19 protein-coding genes and 4 pseudogenes are annotated in these 20,011 nt (G+C 68.7%); 16 read left to right on the top strand and 7 right to left on the bottom strand.

The window, feature by feature from the left end:
• Positions 1 to 6 precede the first annotated feature (6 nt).
• Positions 7 to 687 carry a hypothetical protein gene (locus BG482_RS00645; RefSeq protein ID WP_069766808.1) on the top strand — a complete coding sequence of 227 codons (681 nt, stop codon included), beginning with the start codon at positions 7 to 9 and terminating at the stop codon, positions 685 to 687.
• 93 nt (positions 688 to 780) lie between these two features.
• Here BG482_RS00645 and BG482_RS00640 read toward each other — a convergent pair.
• A pseudogene (locus BG482_RS00640) lies at positions 781 to 1,424 on the bottom strand (penicillin-binding transpeptidase domain-containing protein); the annotation flags it as partial.
• 561 nt (positions 1,425 to 1,985) lie between these two features.
• Here BG482_RS00640 and BG482_RS00630 point away from each other — a divergent pair.
• From BG482_RS00630 to BG482_RS40125, 3 genes and pseudogenes are all read left to right on the top strand, one after another.
• A pseudogene (locus BG482_RS00630) lies at positions 1,986 to 2,261 on the top strand (IS110 family transposase); the annotation flags it as partial.
• A 50-nt stretch (positions 2,262 to 2,311) separates the two neighbouring features.
• Positions 2,312 to 2,623: a hypothetical protein gene (locus BG482_RS00625; RefSeq protein ID WP_069766806.1), complete on the top strand. Its 312-nt coding sequence runs from the start codon at positions 2,312 to 2,314 to the stop codon at positions 2,621 to 2,623.
• A gap of 71 nt (positions 2,624 to 2,694) precedes the next feature.
• Positions 2,695 to 2,897, top strand: a pseudogene (locus tag BG482_RS40125) (transposase family protein); the annotation flags it as partial.
• A 314-nt stretch (positions 2,898 to 3,211) separates the two neighbouring features.
• On the opposite strand, the gene BG482_RS00620 reads toward BG482_RS40125, so the two are convergent.
• Positions 3,212 to 3,715, bottom strand: a complete 504-nt coding sequence (locus BG482_RS00620; RefSeq protein WP_069766805.1) for a hypothetical protein — start codon at positions 3,713 to 3,715, stop codon at positions 3,212 to 3,214.
• Complete coding sequence (locus tag BG482_RS00615; protein ID WP_069766804.1) at positions 3,712 to 3,957, bottom strand: helix-turn-helix transcriptional regulator; 246 nt, start codon at positions 3,955 to 3,957, stop codon at positions 3,712 to 3,714. Before BG482_RS00615 ends, BG482_RS00620 begins: the two co-directional genes overlap by 4 nt.
• 331 nt (positions 3,958 to 4,288) lie before the next feature.
• On the opposite strand from BG482_RS00615, the gene BG482_RS00610 reads away from it, so the two are divergent.
• From BG482_RS00610 to BG482_RS00595, 5 genes and pseudogenes are all read left to right on the top strand, one after another.
• Positions 4,289 to 4,729, top strand: a complete 441-nt coding sequence (locus BG482_RS00610) for a hypothetical protein (RefSeq protein ID WP_256096136.1) — start codon at positions 4,289 to 4,291, stop codon at positions 4,727 to 4,729.
• A 10-nt stretch (positions 4,730 to 4,739) separates the two neighbouring features.
• Positions 4,740 to 5,022, top strand: a pseudogene (locus BG482_RS44715) (HNH endonuclease); the annotation flags it as partial.
• Positions 5,023 to 5,429: 407 nt separating this feature from the next.
• Positions 5,430 to 6,014: a TetR/AcrR family transcriptional regulator gene (locus BG482_RS00605; RefSeq protein WP_069766803.1), complete on the top strand. Its 585-nt coding sequence runs from the start codon at positions 5,430 to 5,432 to the stop codon at positions 6,012 to 6,014.
• Positions 6,015 to 6,285: 271 nt separating this feature from the next.
• Positions 6,286 to 7,101: an oxidoreductase gene (locus BG482_RS00600; RefSeq protein ID WP_069766802.1), complete on the top strand. Its 816-nt coding sequence runs from the start codon at positions 6,286 to 6,288 to the stop codon at positions 7,099 to 7,101.
• A gap of 218 nt (positions 7,102 to 7,319) precedes the next feature.
• The gene (locus BG482_RS00595) at positions 7,320 to 8,048 is read left to right on the top strand and encodes an SDR family oxidoreductase (protein WP_069766801.1); all 729 of its coding nucleotides are present in this window, start codon (positions 7,320 to 7,322) and stop codon (positions 8,046 to 8,048) included.
• Between the two features lie 1,239 nt (positions 8,049 to 9,287).
• On the opposite strand, the gene BG482_RS00590 is transcribed toward BG482_RS00595, so the two are convergent.
• Complete coding sequence (locus tag BG482_RS00590; protein ID WP_069766800.1) at positions 9,288 to 10,190, bottom strand: helix-turn-helix transcriptional regulator; 903 nt, start codon at positions 10,188 to 10,190, stop codon at positions 9,288 to 9,290.
• Positions 10,191 to 10,326: 136 nt separating this feature from the next.
• On the opposite strand from BG482_RS00590, the gene BG482_RS00585 reads away from it, so the two are divergent.
• The 7 genes from BG482_RS00585 (at position 10,327) to BG482_RS00555 (ending at position 18,443) form a co-directional block, all read left to right on the top strand.
• A complete protein-coding gene (locus tag BG482_RS00585) occupies positions 10,327 to 11,559 on the top strand; it encodes an MFS transporter (RefSeq protein WP_069766799.1) in 1,233 nt (410 codons plus the stop codon).
• A gap of 94 nt (positions 11,560 to 11,653) precedes the next feature.
• Positions 11,654 to 12,676 (top strand): zinc-dependent alcohol dehydrogenase family protein, encoded by a 1,023-nt coding sequence (locus BG482_RS00580; RefSeq protein ID WP_218108751.1) that lies wholly within the window; start codon positions 11,654 to 11,656, stop codon positions 12,674 to 12,676.
• A 219-nt stretch (positions 12,677 to 12,895) separates the two neighbouring features.
• Positions 12,896 to 13,546 (top strand): (2Fe-2S)-binding protein, encoded by a 651-nt coding sequence (locus BG482_RS00575; RefSeq protein ID WP_069766797.1) that lies wholly within the window; start codon positions 12,896 to 12,898, stop codon positions 13,544 to 13,546.
• A gap of 11 nt (positions 13,547 to 13,557) precedes the next feature.
• On the top strand, positions 13,558 to 14,538 hold the full coding sequence (locus BG482_RS00570; RefSeq protein WP_069766796.1) for a xanthine dehydrogenase family protein subunit M: 981 nt from the start codon (positions 13,558 to 13,560) through the stop codon (positions 14,536 to 14,538).
• A complete protein-coding gene (locus BG482_RS00565; protein ID WP_069766795.1) occupies positions 14,535 to 16,733 on the top strand; it encodes a xanthine dehydrogenase family protein molybdopterin-binding subunit in 2,199 nt (732 codons plus the stop codon). The genes BG482_RS00570 and BG482_RS00565 overlap by 4 nt, the downstream gene beginning before the upstream one ends.
• Positions 16,734 to 16,885: 152 nt before the next feature.
• Entirely contained in the window at positions 16,886 to 18,022 is a 1,137-nt protein-coding gene (locus tag BG482_RS00560; protein ID WP_069766794.1) for an XdhC family protein, read from the top strand.
• Positions 18,023 to 18,134: 112 nt separating this feature from the next.
• Positions 18,135 to 18,443: a transposase gene (locus tag BG482_RS00555; RefSeq protein WP_079141470.1), complete on the top strand. Its 309-nt coding sequence runs from the start codon at positions 18,135 to 18,137 to the stop codon at positions 18,441 to 18,443.
• Positions 18,444 to 18,457: 14 nt separating this feature from the next.
• Here BG482_RS00555 and BG482_RS00550 read toward each other — a convergent pair whose 3' ends face one another.
• The 3 genes from BG482_RS00550 to BG482_RS00545 all read right to left on the bottom strand — a co-directional run bounded on the left by BG482_RS00550 (position 18,458) and on the right by BG482_RS00545 (position 19,949).
• Positions 18,458 to 18,667 (bottom strand): hypothetical protein, encoded by a 210-nt coding sequence (locus BG482_RS00550; RefSeq protein ID WP_069766792.1) that lies wholly within the window; start codon positions 18,665 to 18,667, stop codon positions 18,458 to 18,460.
• Entirely contained in the window at positions 18,664 to 18,792 is a 129-nt protein-coding gene (locus tag BG482_RS45910; protein ID WP_370745734.1) for a hypothetical protein, read from the bottom strand. Before BG482_RS45910 ends, BG482_RS00550 begins: the two co-directional genes overlap by 4 nt.
• A 200-nt stretch (positions 18,793 to 18,992) precedes the next feature.
• A complete protein-coding gene (locus tag BG482_RS00545) occupies positions 18,993 to 19,949 on the bottom strand; it encodes a peptidoglycan-binding protein (protein WP_141746509.1) in 957 nt (318 codons plus the stop codon).
• Positions 19,950 to 20,011 lie beyond the last annotated feature (62 nt).

The following is a 20,011-nucleotide window of genomic DNA, read 5'->3' as shown; positions in this document are numbered from 1 at the left end:
GTCCGGGTGAAACCGACAGCCGAGTCCGTCCGGTTCTTCAACGAGGAGGTACATGCCCCTCGTGGACTTCCCGAAGCCGATTCGATCGACTTCCCGTCCGAGACGGGGGAACTGATCGAACTGCTCTCGGAGGCGTGGGAGGGCTGCGTCCTTCCCTGCTACGGGGGGAACTACTACGGATGGACCCGGCTCTCGGTCTCTCCGGGCGGCTGGACCACGTCCTCCGAGGGGGACGAGTTCATCCGCATCGCGGAGAACGACGACCTTCCCTGCGCGATCGTTCTGCGTCGCGACGGCAGGGTCGGGGTTTCCTGGAGCGGCGAGTACACGGACATGTTCGCCGGATTCACGGAATTCGTGGAGACGGTGGCCCTGTGGTCGACGCTGCGGGACTGGACGGTCCTGCAGGGTTTCGGTCTCCGGTACTCCGACGCCGTGGAGTTCGTCTCCCGTGGGAGGACTCGCCCCGTGACGGGCGGGAGCCGTACCCGGTGGACGCGCTTCGACGACGCGGTCGTCCTGGAGGAGCCGTTCCTGACCGGCGACCCGGACCGCCCGCCACGGGTCCATCTCGTGGTGGCGGATCCGGCGCTGCTGGCCGGCTCCGGCCTCGTCGCGTCACTGCCGTATCCGACGATCTCGACCATCGGCCAGGGGTTCCCGGAACTCCCGGCTCGATGGGCCTGACATCCGGCCAGTCCTTTCTCCGCCCCGCTGGGTCCGCCCAGCGGGGCGGAGCCCTTTTCCGGCGCGCTGTCCCCGCGCCTCCGCCTCCAGCCTCAGCCCCTCCTCCATCACGGCCTTCGCGATCGGCGCCGCGCTCCCGCCCCCGCTGATGTCCGTACGGTTCGCCTCCGCGTCCTTCACCGTCGGCCGCGCCGAGTCCACCGCCTGCGCCAGGCGATGAACCAGGCGTACGGAGTGCCCGCGTTGCCCAAACCGTGCTGGGCCGGCCGTGCCGGTCTTGCCGCCACCACGGCGCCGGGGATGGCCCCGTTGGCGCCGGTGCCGTCCTCGACCGCGCGGACCATCAGCTCGCGCAGCCGCATCGCGGTGGACGGCGACATGGCCTGGCGGTAGCTGCGGCGGCCTGTGGTCTCGACTGTCATGCCGCCGGAGGTCGTGGGGCGCTCGATCAGATGCGGCTGGGCGGTCTCGCCGTTGTTGGCGACGGCCGACGCGACCAGGGCCGTCTGCAGCGGGGTGGCCGCCGTGTCGAACTGGCCGATGGACGACAGGGCCAGCTGGTCGTCGCTCATGTCGGCGTCGAAGTTCGACTTCGCCACCCAGGACGGGATGCGCAGGCCGGTGTCGTCGAAGCCGAAGCCGCGCACCGCGTCGACCATCCTGGCGAGCCCCACCTTCACCCCGAGCCCGGCCATCACCGTGTTGCACGACCACTGGATCGCACAGGCGAGGGACGCGCTCGTGATCCTGGGCGTCGGTGTCGCCTGCAATAGGTGACGTCCGCGCCGTCCTTGGGCCGTCCAAGGGCACCCGACGCCAACTGGCAACGACAGAAGACCACGGCATCCGACCTGGTCAGAGCAGTGAGCTTCTAACATCCCACCGGTCAGCGGAAGGGCCGATTAAGGGTTGTCCCTTAACCGCGGGCCCTCCCCTTATCAACGGGCCGCCGCGCTCCTGGGGCTAGCCGAAGATGAGCTCAACGTCCTTGTCCACGCAGATCCGCAGGACAGTGACCAACTGACTGACGTCTTCGATGCGCCGTCGGAGGACAGGGTCAGTGTCGACAGGGTAGCGTTGGTCGAGAATTGCTTTCAGCCGGGCCAACATCGCCGAGCATTGAGCAGGCGTGAGGTCGGGGCCATCGTCGTCTGGATGGTCGAGTAGTGGCACCAGCGTGGTGGAGACGCCGGATCACTGGCGATCTCCGCCGAAGCCGTCCATCTCGGCGAGCGTGAACCCCTCGACCTGGGCCAACCACTCCCTGAACGTGCTGAAGCCGGTGTAGGACCGGGAGACGTCCTCAGCACAAGAAGTCGTCCGTCACCCGCCGGTGGGTGAAGAATGACCGCCTCGACCACGCCGGCTACCTCTGGGCCTTCTCAGCGATCACCGCCTCACCGGGCGCCAAGGCCCACTACCGACGCCGTCGCGATGAGCACGGCGACTGGCACGCGGCCGCACAGCGCAACCTCTTCAACCGCATGATCGGTCAGCTCTACCACTGTCTCCAGCACCGCAAGCTGTTTGACGAAGACACCGCCTTCCCTGTCCACGCGGCCGTCGCCGCATAACCGCGGCGGCGCCTCTGCCATGCTGGCCATCTCGCAAGGACGGGAGAGACGTGACTGAGCCGATCGCCGGATTGATCATGGGCCGCAATCTGCGCGCCTTCCTGGAGCTGCTGTCCAGCTACGCCGACTATCCCTTGGACGAGACCGACTGGGACACGATCGAACTCGGCATTTTCGACACCGATGACGAGAAGCCCGACGGCTGGTACACGTACCCACTGGTGGGCTCGAGTGCCACGCTGGAGGTCAGCCTGGCCCACTCCGTCGGCAGCGAGGTGATGTCCATCCGTGTCGCGGGGGCTGAAAGTCCCGAACTCCAACTCCGGACCGACACCCTCCTGGCCGCATTCTTCAGCATCTGACCACCGTCATGTTCGACTGAACCATGCGAAACTCGCTGCCACTTGACGAGTTGGACCCCTGAGGTGTCTGGATAGCCCCGTTCACCGGGCTGAGCCCTCGGCTGTTCGGCAAGCTGGTGAGCGTGGTGCGGCGCGAGGGTGCGGACGCGGTCCGAAAGGCGCCGGCCATGGGGCCTGCCGCTGGAAGACCGAGTGCTCCTGGTGGCGGGCCTACTGGCGGACAAACTTGACGATGCGCCAGGTCGCTCAGCTGTCCGCGATCTCGAAGTCGTCTCCCGGAGTTGGCGGGCCACGGCGCGGGCGCGGCCGGCCTGCTCCATCTCCTCCTCGTTCAGCTCCTTCTTGTGGGCCTGCCAGCCATAGGTCGGGGTGCCGTATTGGTACCGGCCCTTCTCTGCCTTGATGCGGCGGCCGCGGCGGAGCTTGGCCACGGTCATGCCGCGGTCCAGCTGTGCGAAGATGGCGCGGCTTCCCGGCCTCCTGTTTTGCCACTTGAGGGTCGGCGAGTGGAACGACAAGCCCGTCTCCAAGGCCGACACCATCGCCGCGGTTCAACGGAATGCGGGCGGCCGTCACCCGCAAGGTGGATCAGTCCTCGGCCGGGTTACCCTGGATCCGCAGGCCGGCCACCCAGAGCGGCATCAGCAAGTGCACGGTGAGGACGGCGAACAGCGCCGGTGTGACCAGGCCTTCGGTCCGCACATTCCCGAACCATCCGGCCGTGCCCACGCCGACTGCCGCCAGCAGCAGGAGCACCCCGGTCATCCGGTGGGCGACGGCATGGACGCGGTCCCGCTCGGCGAGCTGACGCTCGTCCAGCATCCGGCTGCGCAGCTCGAGCAGTCCGCGGGTGGCTCCGTTGATGACGCCGGTGGCCACCACCCAAAGTGGCAGCACGGCCAGTGTGGCGAACAGCGGCCAGCGCGCATCGCTGAAGCTCGTGGTGGCCCAGGCGCTGAAGCCGGCCGCGGTAAGCAGTAGGTGGGTGCCGACGACGGCCCGCCTGCGCGTGGCCGTCGCATACATCGGGGCAGCCGCCCGGTCGTTCATGATGGCGAACATCCGCCGGTCGTACTTCGTCGCCGTTGTCACTGCTTCCTCCCGTAGACCTCGTCGGTGAGCGGCCGGAACGGCTCGAGGGAGAACAATGCCTCCACCGGTAGTTCGAAGAACCTGGCGATCTTCAGTGCCAGGTCCAGACTGGGGTTGTACTGCCCCCGCTCGATGTAGCCGATGGTTTGGTAGTGAACCCCCACCGTCTCGGCGAGGGCTTGCCGTGACACCTTGCGCTCAGCCCTCACCACCGCCAGCCTGTTGTGCACCTGCTCGCTCATGTATAAGAAGTACTACATTGATGAGCAGTCACACAAGGAATCACCCGGCGGTCCTTGCACAGCGTTCCTCTGACCCGTGAACTCCCGTCAGGCGAGCCCGACGCGGTCGACCCGTGCGGCTGCGGGCCTGCGCTGCCGGTGCCGACCGGCCTTGAGGACCAGCCCACGATCTGCACTGCAGACTGCAGCCCAACGCCGGCGCGGGCACCCGGGAAAGCCGCCACACCACCACTTTGGGGGGCCGCCCCGCCTAGGGCCTGTCCTGGCGATCATCCGGTAGGGCGCCCCGCTGATATTTTGACCGGAATCGTGGGAAGGGGCGAGCGAATCCGTGGACAGTGACCTGCGGCGTGCGGTGGTCGTGACCCTTGGCGAACTCGGGCGAAGCGATGACTGGCGTGACCGGGCGGATGCCGGTCACAGCCTGGCAGGGTTCGCGGAGATGCCGGAGGCCGTTGAGCCGCTGCTGGGGCTTGTGCTCGACAGTGGCGACACCTTCGTCACCCGGCGGACCGCGGAGGGCTTGCTTCGGCGAAAGGACAGGGCCGGACTGACGATCGTCGCGTCCGCACTGGCAGTCGCCAACGACAACCATGCCGATTACATCCACACCGCGATCTTCGATGTCTTCAGCATCTTCTCGGACGACCTGGACGAGGCGCTACGGCTCTGCGAGGAGATGTCGGGCGACACCGACGATCGTGTTGCCCGGGGGGCCCGTCGGCTGCACGAAAGCCTGGCAGACATCGATCCCGTCCTGCGCCCCGCATAGCGGGGGTTCGATCGCTGTTGTGAGGTGCAGATCCTCGGCTACGGCATGGGTGGACGCCGACAAGGACGGCTGCAACACCCGCGCCGAGGTGCTCAAGGCCGAGGCCGTCACCGCACCCGAGCAGAGCCAGCGCTGCACCCTGACCGGGGGCCAGTGGTACTCCCCGTACGACGCCGCTCCATCGACGGCCCCCGCGGTCTGGACATCGACCAACTGGTCCCGCTCGCCGAGGCCTGGGACTCCGGCGCCTGGGGCAATGGTCACCCGAAGAGCGCGAGGCGTACGCCAATGACCCTGCGATCTCCTCGTGGACCTGACCAACTGCTAGAACAACCCGCGTCCTGGTCGAGCTGCCTTGCGCCCGCCGCGGCGCCCAACTCGCCCGCCGCAGCGGCCCGCCAGGCAAAGCGTCGGCACCGGGCAGGGCGCCACAGAGGCGAATGCGAGCCGTGACAGCGCCACCGCGCGCAACGACCACGGCCAGCTCGACGACGACCAGTCCTGCGCTGGCCAGATGCAGGCAGAGGACGGCTTGGACGAGACGTTGTTCGGGACACCGTTCGAGATCAGAAGAAAAAGAACAAGCTGAGTACCTGTTCCTGAAGGGGGCATGGCGACCACTTGGGTGCCACTCGTTGAATTATGATCGTACGATAAGGTTAAGTCTGGGCGATGGTCGTCCGCAGGTGAAGGAGGACCGTTGGCTCGCTACGGGAAAGAGCACAAGCAGGCCACCCGGCAGCGCATCGTCGAGGCGGCCGGGCGCCGGCTCAAGCGCGACGGCATCGACGGCTCCGGGGTCGCCGTGCTCATGTCGGACGCCGGGTTGACCAACGGCGCCTTCTACGCCCATTTCGCATCCAAGGACGACCTGGTCGTCAACGCCGTCGCACAACAACTTCGCGACCTGGCCGAGAGCCTGGACGCGATGGCGGGTGATGGCGGCGTCGAACAGCTCGTGCGCGCATACCTCTCCATCGAGCATCGCGACCATCCCGCGGAAGGCTGCCCGTCCGCCGCCCTGCTCGACGAGATCGGCCGGTGCGGGCGGGCGACCAAACAGGCTTACACCGACGGAGTGGTCGCCATTGCCGACGACATCGCCGAGCGGCTGGCGCCGCATGATCCGGCGTCGCTGCGCCTTGCGGTGCTCACCGCCTACGCCGGGATGGTCGGCACGCTGCAACTGGCCCGTGCTCTGGCGGATGAACAGTTGTCGCAGGCGGTTCTCGAACAGGGCATCAGCAACGCCCTCGCCCTCCTGAGCGTGCCGAAGCCGAGCTGAGGCACCGCAGCGCCGGAGCTGCAGTCCCGCGCACAGGGGCGGCCGCGTGTACTGACATCAGCGCCGCTCGATGCAAATCGACGGGTCACACGCGCGCCGGATCACCCGCCCCCGACGAGCGCCGCCGGACCGTCTGCCCGCACCCTCCTCCACTCCGGACGTCGCCCTAAAGTGCCGCCCGATCAGCCCGCTTGCCAGGCGACTCCATCCGGCCGTATAGTATTACGAACATAATTCAATCAGCCTTGATTCACTGATGAAGGAGACTGCGGTGACGACGAACAGGCCGGTGGCACTGGTGACAGGGGCATCCTCGGGAATCGGGAAGGCGGCCGCCGCCGCTCTCGCCGAGGCGGGATTCGAGGTGGTGGGGACGAGCCGCAACACCTCCGGGCTCGCCCCCACCCCGGGCGTGACGATGCTCGATCTGGACGTGACCGGCGCCGAGTCAGCCACCACCGTGGTCAAACAGGTGATCGAGCGGTTCGGAGGGATCGACGTGCTCGTCAACAACGCCGGCATCGGCGCGGCGGGCGCCGCCGAGGAAAGCTCGCTCGCGCAGGATCAGCGCATCATCGACGTCAACGTCTTCGGCGCCATACGCATGATGAAGGCCGTCCTGCCGCACATGCGCGGCCAGGGATCCGGGCGCATCATCAACCTCTCGTCCGTCGTCGGGCTCGTCCCGCAGCCCTACATGGCCATGTACGCCGCCTCGAAACACGCGATCGAGGGCTACTCCGAGTCCGTGGACCACGAGGTCCGCGAGCACGGGGTGCGGGTACTGCTGGTCGAACCCGCCCTGACCAAAACCTCGTTCGACGCGAACGCCGTGCGCTCCGACCTGCCGCTGCCCGTCTACGCGAAACAGCGCGGCATATTCGACCAACTCGTCGCGGAACTGATCAAGAAGGGCGACGATCCGTCCGTCGTCGCCAAGGTGATCGTGACCGCGGCCACCGCACCGAAGCCGAAGCAGCGCTACGCCGCCGGCCCGACAGCCTCACGTGTCAGCGTGCTGCGCCGCATCGTGCCCGCGCGGGCATTCGACCGGCAAATGCGCAAGCTCAACCAGCTGCCCGGCTGACCCCTCGCAGACGGACCGCATCACAAGGCGAACCGCACGGCCTCGGTCCGCAGCCACACGCCATCGACGCTTCGGCAACGAGACGACCGGTACACGCCAGGTGTCTTGCCGGCGGACAGTCCCGCAGGAACGCCATCGGGCAGCAGTCGCGCTCGAGGCGTCGTCGCTCAACCCCGTGGCCGCGCCCAACCCCCAACACCTGATCAGAAGAGGCAGACATGAAGATCAAAGGTTCGGTCGCACTGGTGACCGGTGCCAACCGTGGCATCGGCAAGGCATTCGCGGAGGAACTCCTTGAGCGCGGTGCAACCAAGGTGTACGCGGCTGCACGCGATGCCGCCACGATCACCGATCCGCGGCTCACGCCCGTCGCGCTGGACGTGACGGACCCGGCGGCTGTCGCCGCCGCGGCGGCCGAGTTCGCCGATGTCGCGATCGTCGTGAACAACGCCGGGATCGCCAGCGGAAACCTCGCCCTCTCCGCACCGCTCGACGTCGCGCGCAACGAACTCGAGGTGAACTACTTCGGGCTCATCGCCATGACGCAAGCCTTCGCCCCGGTCGTGGCAGCCAACGGTGGCGGTGCCTTCGTCAACATGCTCTCGGTCGTCTCCTGGGCGGCGTACCCCGTGGCCGCAACGTACAGCGCGTCGAAGGCGGCTGCATGGAGCTACACCAACGCCGCCAGGCAGCAGCTCAAGACGCAGGGGACCGAAGTCGTCGCCGTCCACGTCGGGCCGGTCGACACGGACATGCAAGCCGGCATCGACATCGCCAAGACCCCGCCCGCCGACGTGGCCCGCAGCGCCCTGGGCGCGCTGGAGGCAGGTCGGCCCGAGGCCATCGTCGATGAGCTCAGTCGCAACGTGAAGTCCACGCTGCACGACGACCTGACCCTGCTGTACCCGGCCCTCGAGACGCAGTTCGCCGCGTACCTGGCGAGCTGAGCCACGGGATGTGCCAAGGTCGCCACAGGAATCCTCGCGCAGGGGTAGCCCCGGTCGAAGCCGCCCAGTTCACTCCGGCACCTGTGGGTGAAGGCGGCGCTCACCACCTTCACGACGATCAGTCTCGTTGCGCTTCGCGGGAGGCAGGCTGCCCGCTGGGGGGCAGATTGGTGGCCAGGTACCAAGTGGCCTTCTCCGGCAGGCAGGCTGGGTCGGTGGTGGCCCACGACCAGTAGGCAGGGTGAGTCGGGGCCGTAGCCGCTCGGGCGGGCATCGGCGACCCACCAGGTCTCGGTGTGCCCGTCGCGGAGGCGCCGCGCCACGTGCGTCCAGTCGCCGGGACGCTTGGTATCACGCCAGGTCAGGGCGTGGGCCGCTACGATGGGAGTGTGCGGCTGGTCGGCGCGAAACCCCGGGCGCCGCGGTGCGCTTGAGCGCGACCACGTAGACCGGGCCAGCGCCTTCTACGACGACATGGTCGGCTAAGAACCAGCAGCAGAGATCTACGCACGAACTCCGCCGCGCGGCGCAACGAGTCCACGAACTGATCGAGGAGGGCGTGCAGAGCGGCGTCTTCCGCGCGCTGAACGGCCCTTTCGCCGCCCAGGTCGTGGCGGTCACGATGGACGCAGTCCAGTCGGGTGCCCTTCTGGAGAGCATCGGCCTGGCCGCCGGCGACGTCTTCTCCGAACTCGGGGAGCTCCTGCTGGACGGGCTCAGTTTTGGGGCAGGACGCATCCGAGGCTCCTTCCTCGGCTTTCCGCCAGCCCAGGAATCAGGTTCAGGCACCCGGGTAACGGCCGGAGGAAGGGGTGGACCTCTCGGATCGTCGCCGGCCCTCAGATGCAAAGCGGTCTGCGCCTGTCGCCTACCGGATCTGGCCTTTCAGGCCTTCCGTTTTCGACGGCAGGGCAGTGCGGGCCGTCGATGAGCTGCTCGGCGGTTTGCTGCTGCCTGCGGCGGATGTTCAACATTCCCTGAGGGCAGACCGGCACGCTGGACGAACTCCATGACCTTCATCGGCGCCGGCGCGGCGACGGGGTTCTGGGTTGCCAATCGAGTGCCGCACTTCGGCCCTCTTTGCTGCGGCTTCCGATTCGATCGCCAGGGTCAGCAAACTCGTTCGCCGTCTGCCCGCCGCCCTGCAGTCAGGCCTGCTGCTGGCCGACCGCAACCACGCCGGCCTGCGGGCGTCATCACCTCGGCTCTCCTGCACCGCAACGGTCCGGCTCACCCGGCTCACGACCGTCGGCGCAGCGAGCTGGTGGGTCCGGGGGTGGCCGTCCAGCTGGCGAGGAGCTTGAGTCGTTCTTCGTCGGGGGTGCCCGGCTGGGCGGTGTAGATGGTCAGCGAGTGCGCCTCGTGAGCGGAGATGGGCAGGTCCAGTGGCTGATAGGTCAGTTCCAGTGGGCCGGCGTCGGGGTGGTGGAAGCGTTTGACTCCGCCGTGGTGGATGCGCACGTTGTGGGCGGCCCACCGGGTGCGGAATTCGGCGCTGACGGTGGACAGCTCGCCGACGAGTTCACGCAGTGCCCTGTCATTGGGATAGCGGCCGGCTTCGGCGCGCAACAGTGCGACGGTGGTGTCGGCAGCGCGGTCCCAGTCCTCGACGAAGTCGTGGGAGGCGTCGTCGAGGAAGTAGTACCGGGCGAAGTTGGGGAGGCTGCGCTCGCCGGTGGTGCGACTGTCGAACATCGGCACGAACAGGGCGCGGGCCAGGGCGTTGGTGGCCACGATGTCCAGGCGGCCGTTGCTGACGAAGGCCGCGGACAGCGTCATGGAGTCGAGGAGCCACTGGACGCGGGGCGGGACGTCGACGGCCTTGCGGCGGCGCCGGGGTGCGGGGCCGGGATGGGCCGCTTTGGCCAGGTCGAACAGGTAGATGCGTTCGTCCTCGCTCAGCTGCAGGGTGCGCGCCACCGCGTCGAGGACCTCCTCGGACACACCGCTGATGTGGCCCTTCTCCAGCCGCGTGTACCACTCGGTGCTCACCCCGGCGAGAACGGCGACCTCCTCACGGCGCAGCCCGGGCACCCGGCGCCGGCCGCTGGTGGGCAGGCCGACCTGCTCGGGGGTGAGCTGGGCGCGCCGGCGGGCGAGGAAGTCACGGATGTCGGCGCGGTTCTCGGAGCGGCTTTCCATGCTTCCCACGCTACGGCCCGCAATCCCCGGCAGGGGGGTCGAGCTTGTCCCCCCTATAAACGCAGCCTCCCGCGCGGGCGGAAGGAGCGGTTTCGTGGGACGCGCACCCCGATGTCGATCGCTGCGGAGATGATGCATGACCACGCGAGGAGGAGCCCTCCACGCCCCCGCCGATGTAAGCGCCAGTGACCGCGGGCGGCCGCCCACCCGGCTTCCGCTCGTTGTGTACGTGCTGGCGCTGGGCACATTCCTGATGGGCACGACCGAGTTCGTAGTGGCGGGCCTGCTGCCCGAGATAGCGGGCGATGTGCAGGTCAGTGTGGCGCGAGCCGGACTGCTGATCACGGTCTTCGCCCTAGGGATGATCGTCGGCGCGCCGCTGATGGCGATGCTGACGCTGCGGCTGCCCCAGCGGCTGACCCTGATCCTTGCCCTGGGCGTCTTCGCGGCCGGACACGTCATCGTCGCGCTCGGCTCCAGCTTCACCCTGCTGCTGAGCGCACGGTTCCTGACGGCGCTGGCAACAGGGGCGTTCTGGGCGGTGGCCAACGTGGTGGCCACCCGTGCCGCCGGTCCCGCCGCGAGTTCCCGCGCTCTGGGCGTCGTGGGCGCCGGCGCGATGCTCGCCAACGTCGTCGGTGTGCCGCTGGGCGCCTTCGCCGGACAGCTCATGGGCTGGCGGGGACCCTTCTGGGCCCTGGCCGTCCTCGGAGCGGCCGCCATGGCGCTCATCGCCCGCCAGGTTCCGCACGACACCGACGGCGGCCAGGCGATCTCTGTGCGCTCCGAGCTGGCGGCTCTGCGCTCGGGGCGTCTGTGGCTGACGCTGGCCGCCTGCGCGACCACGACCGGTGGCGTGCTGTCGACGTACACCTACATTTCGCCGTTGCTGACCGACCGGGCCCATCTGGCCGCCGGTCTGGTACCGCTGGTGCTGGTCGGTTTCGGTCTGGGGGCCCTGGGAGGTTTCCTGGTGGGAGGCCGACTGGGGGACCACCGTCCGCACGCGACGACGATCGCGGCCTCCGCGGTGACCACCGTACTGCTGCTGGCGATCTGCCTGCTGTCCACCCACGCTGCGCCCACGGTCGTCCTGATCGCCCTGCTGGGTCTGTTCGGTCTGGGTGCGAACCCGGTGCTCATTTCCCTGTGCGTGCGCTTCGCAGGCCAGGCCCCGACCCTGGGGTCAGCACTGACCGTGTCGGCGTTCAACCTCGGCACCGCCATCGGTTCCTGGATCGCCGGACTCACCCTCGACTCCTCCTTGGGCGCCACGGGCCCTGCCGTCATCGGCACCGTCATTGCGGCACTGACCCTCATCCCCACGATCGCCATCGCATGCATCCAGCGCCGGCGCTCGCCGGCGTGAGTCCCACCAACCCAGCAGGTCGCGGCACTGCCGTGCCGTCCCGGACACGAACTGGCGCCGTAGGCGCCGGCACAACAGAGCAAGGAGACCCACCATGCGTGGAGTAGTGATGTACACGGCCGGCGACGTCCGGGTGGAGGAGCGCGAGGATCCGAAGATCGTCGAGCCGACCGACGCCATCGTGAAGCTGACCGCGACCTGTATCTGCGGCTCCGACCTGTGGCCGTACCGCGGCATCGAGCCCGCCGATCACCAGGTCATGGGCCACGAGTACGTCGGCGTCGTGGAGGAGATCGGCTCCGAGGTCAGGAACGTCAAGGTGGGCGACTTCGTCGTCGGGTCGTTCGTCATCTCCGACAACACCTGCGAGATCTGCCGGGCCGGGTTCCAGTCCAAGTGCCTGCACGCCGAGTTCGTCTCGCAGACGATCGGCACCCAGGCAGAGAAGGCCCGCATCCCGCACGCCGACGGCACCCTCGTCGCCACCCCCGGCCAGCCCGACCCCGCACTCATCCCCTCCCTGCTGGCCGCCTCCGACGTGCTCGGCACCGGCTGGTACGCCGCTGTCGCCGCCGAGGCCGGGCCCGGCAAGACCGTCGCGGTCGTCGGCGACGGCGCGGTCGGCCTGATGGCCGTCCTCGCCGCCAAGCAGCTCGGTGCCGAGCGGATCATCGCGATGTCGCGTCACCCCGAGCGGCAGAAGCTGGCCCACTACTACGGCGCCACCGACATCGTCGAAGAGCGCGGCGAGGAGGGCATCGCGAAGATCAAGGAACTCACGGGCGGGCTCGGCGCGCACTCGGTCGTCGAGGCGGTCGGCACCCAGGAATCCTTCATGCAGGCCGTCGGAGCCACCCGCGGCGGCGGTCACCTGGGCTACGTGGGCGTGAACTACGACGTGAAGATCCCCGGGATCGAACTGTTCTTCGCCGGCATCCACACGCTTGGCGGTCCCGCTCCCGTACGCCGCTTCCTGCCCGACCTGATCCAGCTCATCTGGGACCGCGAGATCGACCCCGGCAAGGTCTTCGACCTCACCCTGCCGCTGGAGCAGGCCGCGGAGGGCTACAAGGCGATGGACGAGCGGCGCGCCACAAAGGTGATCCTCACCTTCTGACCCAGCCTTTCGTTCCTCTTCTCCGCCCGCTCCACCCCACCGCAACAGACCTGGTCGGCTGGGGAGTTGGGACTCTGCAGCCGGCCCCCCAAGGCGCGACATGCCGCGTGGGAGGGCGACGGTGCCCTGTGCCTGGCCATCCCGTCCTGCGGCGACGCCGATCTCACCCAGTCGTATTCCTGTGCACGGCTGATCCGTCCACGATGTGAAGGCCTACGTATGTCTGCTGATCGCTCTGCATTCGAAATTCCTCCCCCCACCGGATCCAGTGAGTCGTCCTCGGCGCCCAGTCGGCGCGCGTTCATCGCCACCGGTACCGCGGTCGGTGGCGTCGTCGTCGCGGGCAGTGTGGTCGGCGTGACCTGCCTCGCCGATCCTGAGGAGGCGAGCGCCGTGGGGGCGTCTGCCTCCAGCCGGGTCTCCCTGACGGTCAACGGCACCCGCAGGACGGTGACGGTCGACAACCGCACCTCGCTGCTGGACCTGCTGCGCGAGCACTTGGACCTCACCGGGTCGAAGAAGGGCTGCAACGCGGGGGCCTGCGGGGCGTGCACCGTGCTGGTCGACGGGCAGCGGGTGAACTCCTGCCTCACGCTCGCGGTCCGTCTGGAGGGCGCCGAGGTCACCACCATCGAGGGCCTGGCCCACGGAGACGAACTGCACCCGCTGCAGCAGGCGTTCATCGACGAGGACGCCTTCCAGTGCGGCTACTGCACACCGGGCCAGATCCTCTCCGGTGTCGGCTGCATCCAGGAGGGCCACACCAATTCGCCGGAGGAGATCCGCGAGTGGATGAGCGGCAACATCTGCCGCTGTGGCTGCTACGTCAAGATCGTGCGCGCGGTCGAGCAGACCGCCGCCCGCAAGTAAGGAGCGGCCCCGTGCACCCCTTCTCCTACACCCGCGCCTCCGACACCCGCGAAGCCCTCGACGCCGGCCGCGCAGGCGGCCGGTACCTCGCCGGCGGCACCACCCTCGTCGACCTGATGCGGGAGACGGTCGAGCGACCCGAGACGCTCGTCGACATCAGCAGCCTGCCGCTGCGGGAAGTCACCGTCACCGAGCGCGGGGGCCTGCGCATCGGCGCGTTGGTGAGCATGGCCGAGGCGGCCGCCCATCCCAAGGTCCGCACCCTGTACCCGGTCGTCTCCCAGTCGCTGGAGCTGAGCGCCTCGGCCCAGCTGCGGAACATGGCGACCATCGGCGGCAACATCATGCAGCGCACCCGCTGCACCTACTTCCGGGACGTGACCGCCGACTGCAACAAGCGCGAGCCCGGCTCCGGTTGTGCCGCCCTGCACGGCTACAACCGCACGCACGCCATCCTCGGCGCCTCCGACTCCTGCGTGGCCACCCATCCCTCCGACGTGGCCGTGGCCTTCGCGGCACTGGAGGCGACCGTGCACCTGCTGGGCCCTCATGGGGAACGCCCCGTGCCCTTCGCCGACTTCCTCCTCAAGCCCAAGGACACCCCCAACCGCGAACAGGACCTTGGGCGAGGCGAGCTGATCACGGCGGTGGAGATCCCCGCCCTGCCTCGGCCGCTGAAGTCCGGCTATCTCAAGGTGCGCGACCGGCAATCGTACGAGTTCGCCCTGACCTCGGCGGCCGTCGCACTGCACGTACGCGGCGGAGTGATCCGCGAGGCCAAGGTCGCCGCCGGGGGAGTGGGCACCGTGCCGTGGAAGCTGCCCGCCGTCGAGCGAGCCCTCCTCGACGAACGACCTTCCGCTGCCCTGTGGAAAGCCGCCGCCGCGCAAGCCGCGCACGGAGCCCGCCCGCTGGAACACAACCGGTTCAAGGTCGAACTCCTGAAGCGGACCGTCGAACGTCAGCTGCGCATCGTAGGAGGTACCAAGTGAGCCCCCAGCCGCAGGCAGCCGTGGGCGCACCACTGTCGAGAGTGGACGGGCCTCTGAAGGTCACCGGCAGGGCGCGGTACGCCGCCGAATTCGACGTCGACGGGGTGGTGCACGCGGCCATCGTCGACGCGAGCATCGGCCGCGGCCGCATCACGTCCATCGACACCGGCGCAGCCGAGGCCCAGCCGGGCGTGCTGCGAGTGATCCATCACGGCAACGCGCCGAAACTGCCGTACCGCGACAACTCCAACGGCTCGAACAACCCGAAAGGCCGCAGGCTGCGGGTCTTCCAGGACGACAAGGTCCTCTTCCACGGCCAGCCCGTCGCCGTCGTGGTCGCCACCACCCTGGAGGCCGCGCAGCACAGCGCGAGCCTGATCGAGGTCCGCTACGACGCTGAACAGCCCTCGACCGACCTGACCGAGGCCACGGCCGATGAACCGACCCGCTACGCTCGCGGCGACGCCGAGACCGCTCTGCGTGACGCGGCGGTACGGATGGATCTCACGTACCGCATGACCCGCAACCACCACAACCCGATGGAGACGCACTCCACCATCGCCCGCTGGGACGGTGACAAGCTCACCGTGTGGGACAAGACGCAGTGGGTGGTGGGCACGCAGACCGAGCTCTCCACGGTGTTCGACCTGTCCATGAAGTCCGTGCGGGTCATCAACCCCTTCGTCGGCGGCGGCTTCGGCAGTGCCTCCCGCTGCTGGCCGCACACGGTCGTCGCCGCGCTGGCCGCCCGCGAGCTGAAACGTCCCGTCAAGCTGGTCCTGACCCGCCGGCAGCAGTACTTCGGTACCGGCTTCCGGCCCAGGTACGAGTACCGGCTGCGCCTGGGCAGCGACCGGCGGGGCCGTCTGCAGGCCACGGTCCACGAGATCGACGCGGAGACCTCGTCGTACGAGACGTTCAAAGAGAACATCATGCTCGCCGGCCAGATGTTCTACAGCACGCCGAACGTCAGCCAGGCGTACCGGACGGTGCCGCTGGACGTGAACACCCCGCTGTGGATGCGCGGCCCGGGCTTCGCGAACGCGTCCTTCGCCATCGAGTCGGCCATGGACGAACTCGCGCAGCGGCTGCGTATCGACCCGATCGAGCTGCGTCTGCGCAACGAGCCGGCCGAAGACCAGTCGAACGGCCTGCCCTGGTCCACCCGCCGGCTACGCGAGTGCTACACCGTGGGCGCCCGCGAGTTCGGCTGGCACCGCCGCAACTCCAAGCCCCGCGCGGCCCGTGACGGCGACTGGCTGATCGGTCTGGGCATGGCAGCGGCCGTGTACGACCCCGACGGCCAGGCGGCCGAGGCCCGGGCCCGCCTGAACGCGGACGGCACCGCGGTCGTCGAGGCCGCCGCCAGTGACATGGGCCCGGGCACCTACACCTCGCAGACCCAGGTCGCGGCCGACGCGCTCGGGCTCGCCGTGCGCGCGGTCGACTTCCGCCTCGGCGACTCCCTGTATCCCAAGACCCCGGCACACGGCGGCTCGATGACCATGGCGTGCGTCGGCTCCGCCAACCTCGACGCCTGCAACAAGGTCCGCGGACAGGCGATCACACTGGCCGTCGAGGACCGCGAGTCGCCGCTGTACGGGGTCAAGGCCGAGGACATCGTCGCGCGCAACGGGCGACTGCACGTAGAGGGCAACCCCTCCCGTGGCGAGACCTATCAGCAGCTGCTGGCCCGCAACAACGTCCCCCACCTCGAAGCCGACGGCTCCTACGCAGGGCCGCCGAATCCCGAGCGGCACTCCTGCTACACCTACGGCGCGGTCTTCACCGAGGTCGGGGTGGACGCGACGCTGGGCCTGGTGCGGGTGCGGCGGATGCTCGGCGTCTACGACGCGGGCCGCATCATCAGCCCCAAGCTCGCCGACAGCCAGGCCCTGGGCGGCATGGTCGGCGGCATCGGCCAGGCCCTCCTCGAGCACACGGTCACCGACCACCGTGACGGTCGCATCGTCAACGCCAACCTCGCCGACTACCTGGTCCCGGTCAACGCCGACATCCCCGAGATCAAGGCGATCTACCTGGAGGGCGAGGACAAGCGGGCCGATCCGCTCGGCGTCAAGGGGCTCGGAGAGATCGTCCAGGTGGGGGTGGCGTCCGCCATCGCCAACGCGGTCTTCAACGCCACCGGCCGCCGCATCCGCGAACTGCCCATCACCACCGACGCGTTGCTCTGACCCCGGAGCCGTCAAGGAGCGTCCAGGCCGGCCCGGCCGCCAGTTCCCCGTCCGGCTGCCGGGCCATCCAGGGCCGCCGCCACTCCCCACTCCCCGAAGGGTACGGCGGCGGCCCGCCCACCACACGAAGAAGCACACGCCGGAGGCAGTCCATGCTCAACATCGCAGAAGTGCTGCACCGCTGGTGCCGCGCAGCCCGGCCCTTCGCCCTGGCCACCGTCGTCGACGTCACCGGCAGCGCACCCCTGCCCATCGGCACGGCGGTCGCGGTCGACGAAGAAGGCAACGCGGTCGGCAGCATCTCCGGCGGCTGCGTCGAAGGCGCGGTGTACGAGCTGTGCCAACAGGTGCTCCACGACCAGGGCGCCCCACAACGCGCCTGGTTCGGCTACTCCGACGACGACGCCTTCGCCGTCGGCCTGACCTGCGGCGGCGAACTCGACGTCCTCGTCCAGCGGATCGACCCCACCCAGCAGCCCCACCTGACCGCCGCCTTCGCCGAGGTCGCCGAGGGCCGGCCGGCCGCCGTGGCACAGATCGTGGACGGCCCCGACCAGCACCTCGGCGCGACAGTGAGCATCCTCGGCGACGACGACGGCGCCCACGGGACCATGGACGACGGACCGACGTCCCGGGCCGTGGCGGACCAGGCGCGTGCCCTGATGCGAACGGGGCGCACCGCACGCGCCGAGGCCGGTGGCGGAGGAGACGACTGTCCCGGACCGCTGTCCGTGCTGGTGCACGTCCACGCCGCCCGCCCGCGCATGCTGATCTTCGGAGCCGTGGACTTCGCCGCCGCCCTCAGCCAGGCCGGGACCTTTCTCGGCTACCGGGTCACCGTGTGCGACGCCCGGCCCGTCTTCGCCACCGCGGCCCGCTTCCCGCACGCGGACGAGGTCGTGACCGACTGGCCGCACCGCTACCTGGAACACACCGAGGTGGATGAACGCACCGCCATCTGCGTCCTCACCCACGACGCCAAGTTCGACATCCCCCTACTGCGCCTGGCGCTCGGCACGTCTGCCGCCTACATCGGCGCGATGGGTTCGCGGCGCACCCACCACGAGCGCATGCACCTACTGAGGCAGGCCGGCCTCACCGAAGACCAACTGGCCCGGCTGCGGTCCCCCATCGGCCTTGACCTCTGCGCCCGCACACCGCAGGAGACCGCCCTCTCCATCACAGCGGAGATCATCGGCCACACCAACCGGGGCACCGGGCTTCCCCTGTCGTCGACCAGCGGTCCGATCCACCGGCCGGCCATGAGAGAACGGGCAGCCATGAAGTGAGCCGGGGCCTTGAGTGCCTGGTCATGAGGCCGACGTGACATAACAGTGGTCGTGACCCTTCAACGGCTCGGTGCATCTTCAAGACTGTGAAAACATCGACGGCATCCCTCCCGTGTCAGGGCGTCCCGGCCGGCCACGCCGCCGCCCCGATTCGCTGCTCGGCGACAAGGGCTACGACTCCAACCCCAACCGCGAGGAGCTGCGCAAGCGCCGAATCCTGCCGGTCATCTCCCGCAAGGGCGACCCGAATATCAAGGGCCTGGGCAAGCTCCGCTACGTCGTGGAGCAGACCTTTGCCCTGCTCCACCAGTTCAAACGCCTCGCCGTCCGCTGGGAACGCCGAACCGAACTCCACGACGCCTTCGTCTCAATGGCCTGCGGCCTCATCTGCTGGAGGCGACTGAAGAAGCACCGATCATGATCGTGTCACGAGCTTTAGCTACAACTCACACCACTCACCCAGAGCTCCCACTGCCTCCAGTCGGCGGCGTAGGAGTCGGTGGTGTTGTCCGGCCGGAGGCTCTTCTCGTGCTGCGCGCTGCGCTCCTCCAGCTCCTGGAGCTTGGCGAACACGTCGGGGCTGAACGTCTCGGCGGTCCCGGCGACCGGACCGGCCGACGCCGGCTGCACCACGGTGGGCGTCACGACGCGTCGAACGTCCGTGCTCGTCTGGGTTGGCTCCATTCGAAACGCCGCCGCCGGCTGTGCAACGTCTGACGCGAAGTGCCGTACCGGGCCGCGACCTCGCCGATCGGGGACCCGCCGAGCACCTCGCGGACAACCCGGTAGCGGTACTCGGCCCCCTGCTGAACATCCACATCACCGACGGAAGCAGCCCTTCAGCATCGATGGTCGGGAGATAGCGGACGCGGACGTTCAGCCGAACGTGTCAACTATGTCCAGAGCACAAACGGTCAAGCATGTCCTGAGACCTCGCACACCGGACGCCCGGCCACGTGAAAGCACCAGGCTAGGGCTTGATCGGAAGTACGACGACCAGTACTTGGTATCCGAGTCCGTCAGGGACCGAGGTGTCCGGCAGCGAGATGCGCTCGATGACGACTCCACCGAGCCGCTGCACGATCTGCTCCATCTTCGGCAACGTGAACGAGTTCGTGGCGATGGTGAGGCGTGCGCCGGACGCCGCGATACGGCGGATCTCGCTCTCTCCGCGCGGAGTGATGGGCGCGGACCGCAGCGCGATGTCCGTGACCGTGTTGCTCGCGATGGTGTCGGTCAGGGGGCGTGGTGGTCCGCCGACGACACCGGTGTCCGTGACGAAGTCCTCGAAACCCTGGTACTGGGTTTCTCCTTCGCCGCCGATGTTCACTTTCCGCCCGAGGCCCGGGTTGATCGGGGTGGCCATGTGGTCGACCGAGTGCCCGCTGGTGTCCACCGGGCACGTGCTGTGGTCGTGTGGGGATCCTTCGTGGGTCATCGAAACGAACAGGCTGATCACAGGGGGTGGCGGCCGGTTCTCGAATGCCACGATTTCGTGGTCGAGCGCGGCGATCGTCTTCTTCCCGACGATGTTGTCTGGCGTCGTCTGGCCCGGACCCAAGATGTTGCGTGGCGGTCCCTTGAAGGCCCGCACGGTCCGCGCCGTCGTCGGACCGTAGAGCTTCCCCTCGATCTCGTCGGGCGCGATCACCCCCGCGCCGAGCGTGACGAGCGCTGCCTGGATCTTGGTGACGTGATCGCCCTGAGACCCCGGCGTGATGTGACTGGGGTCCGACACCAGGCACTTCTGCAGCACCGGGTCGTCGCGGAAAAGTTTCGACGTGAGAGGCACCTCTCCAGCCTGCCCCACACCGCGCGGCCCGGCGTCCGCAGAACGGACATCGATGCGAAGGAACGCGCGCTGACGTGTGGATGGGTTCTCACTGCACCGCACGCTGATGTGGGCGTCTACCTGCTGTTTCCTCACGTGCCAGGCTTAGGGGCCTGGTCGGCGGGGAAAGCCGGGAAGGACATCTGGGATACCTCCAG

Origin of the sequence: Streptomyces sp. LUP30, assembly GCF_001746365.1 — a bacterium.
GTDB lineage: Bacteria > Actinomycetota > Actinomycetes > Streptomycetales > Streptomycetaceae > Streptomyces.
Note: the sequence above shows the minus strand (reverse complement) of the source record. Positions and strands in the feature narration are given on the sequence as shown.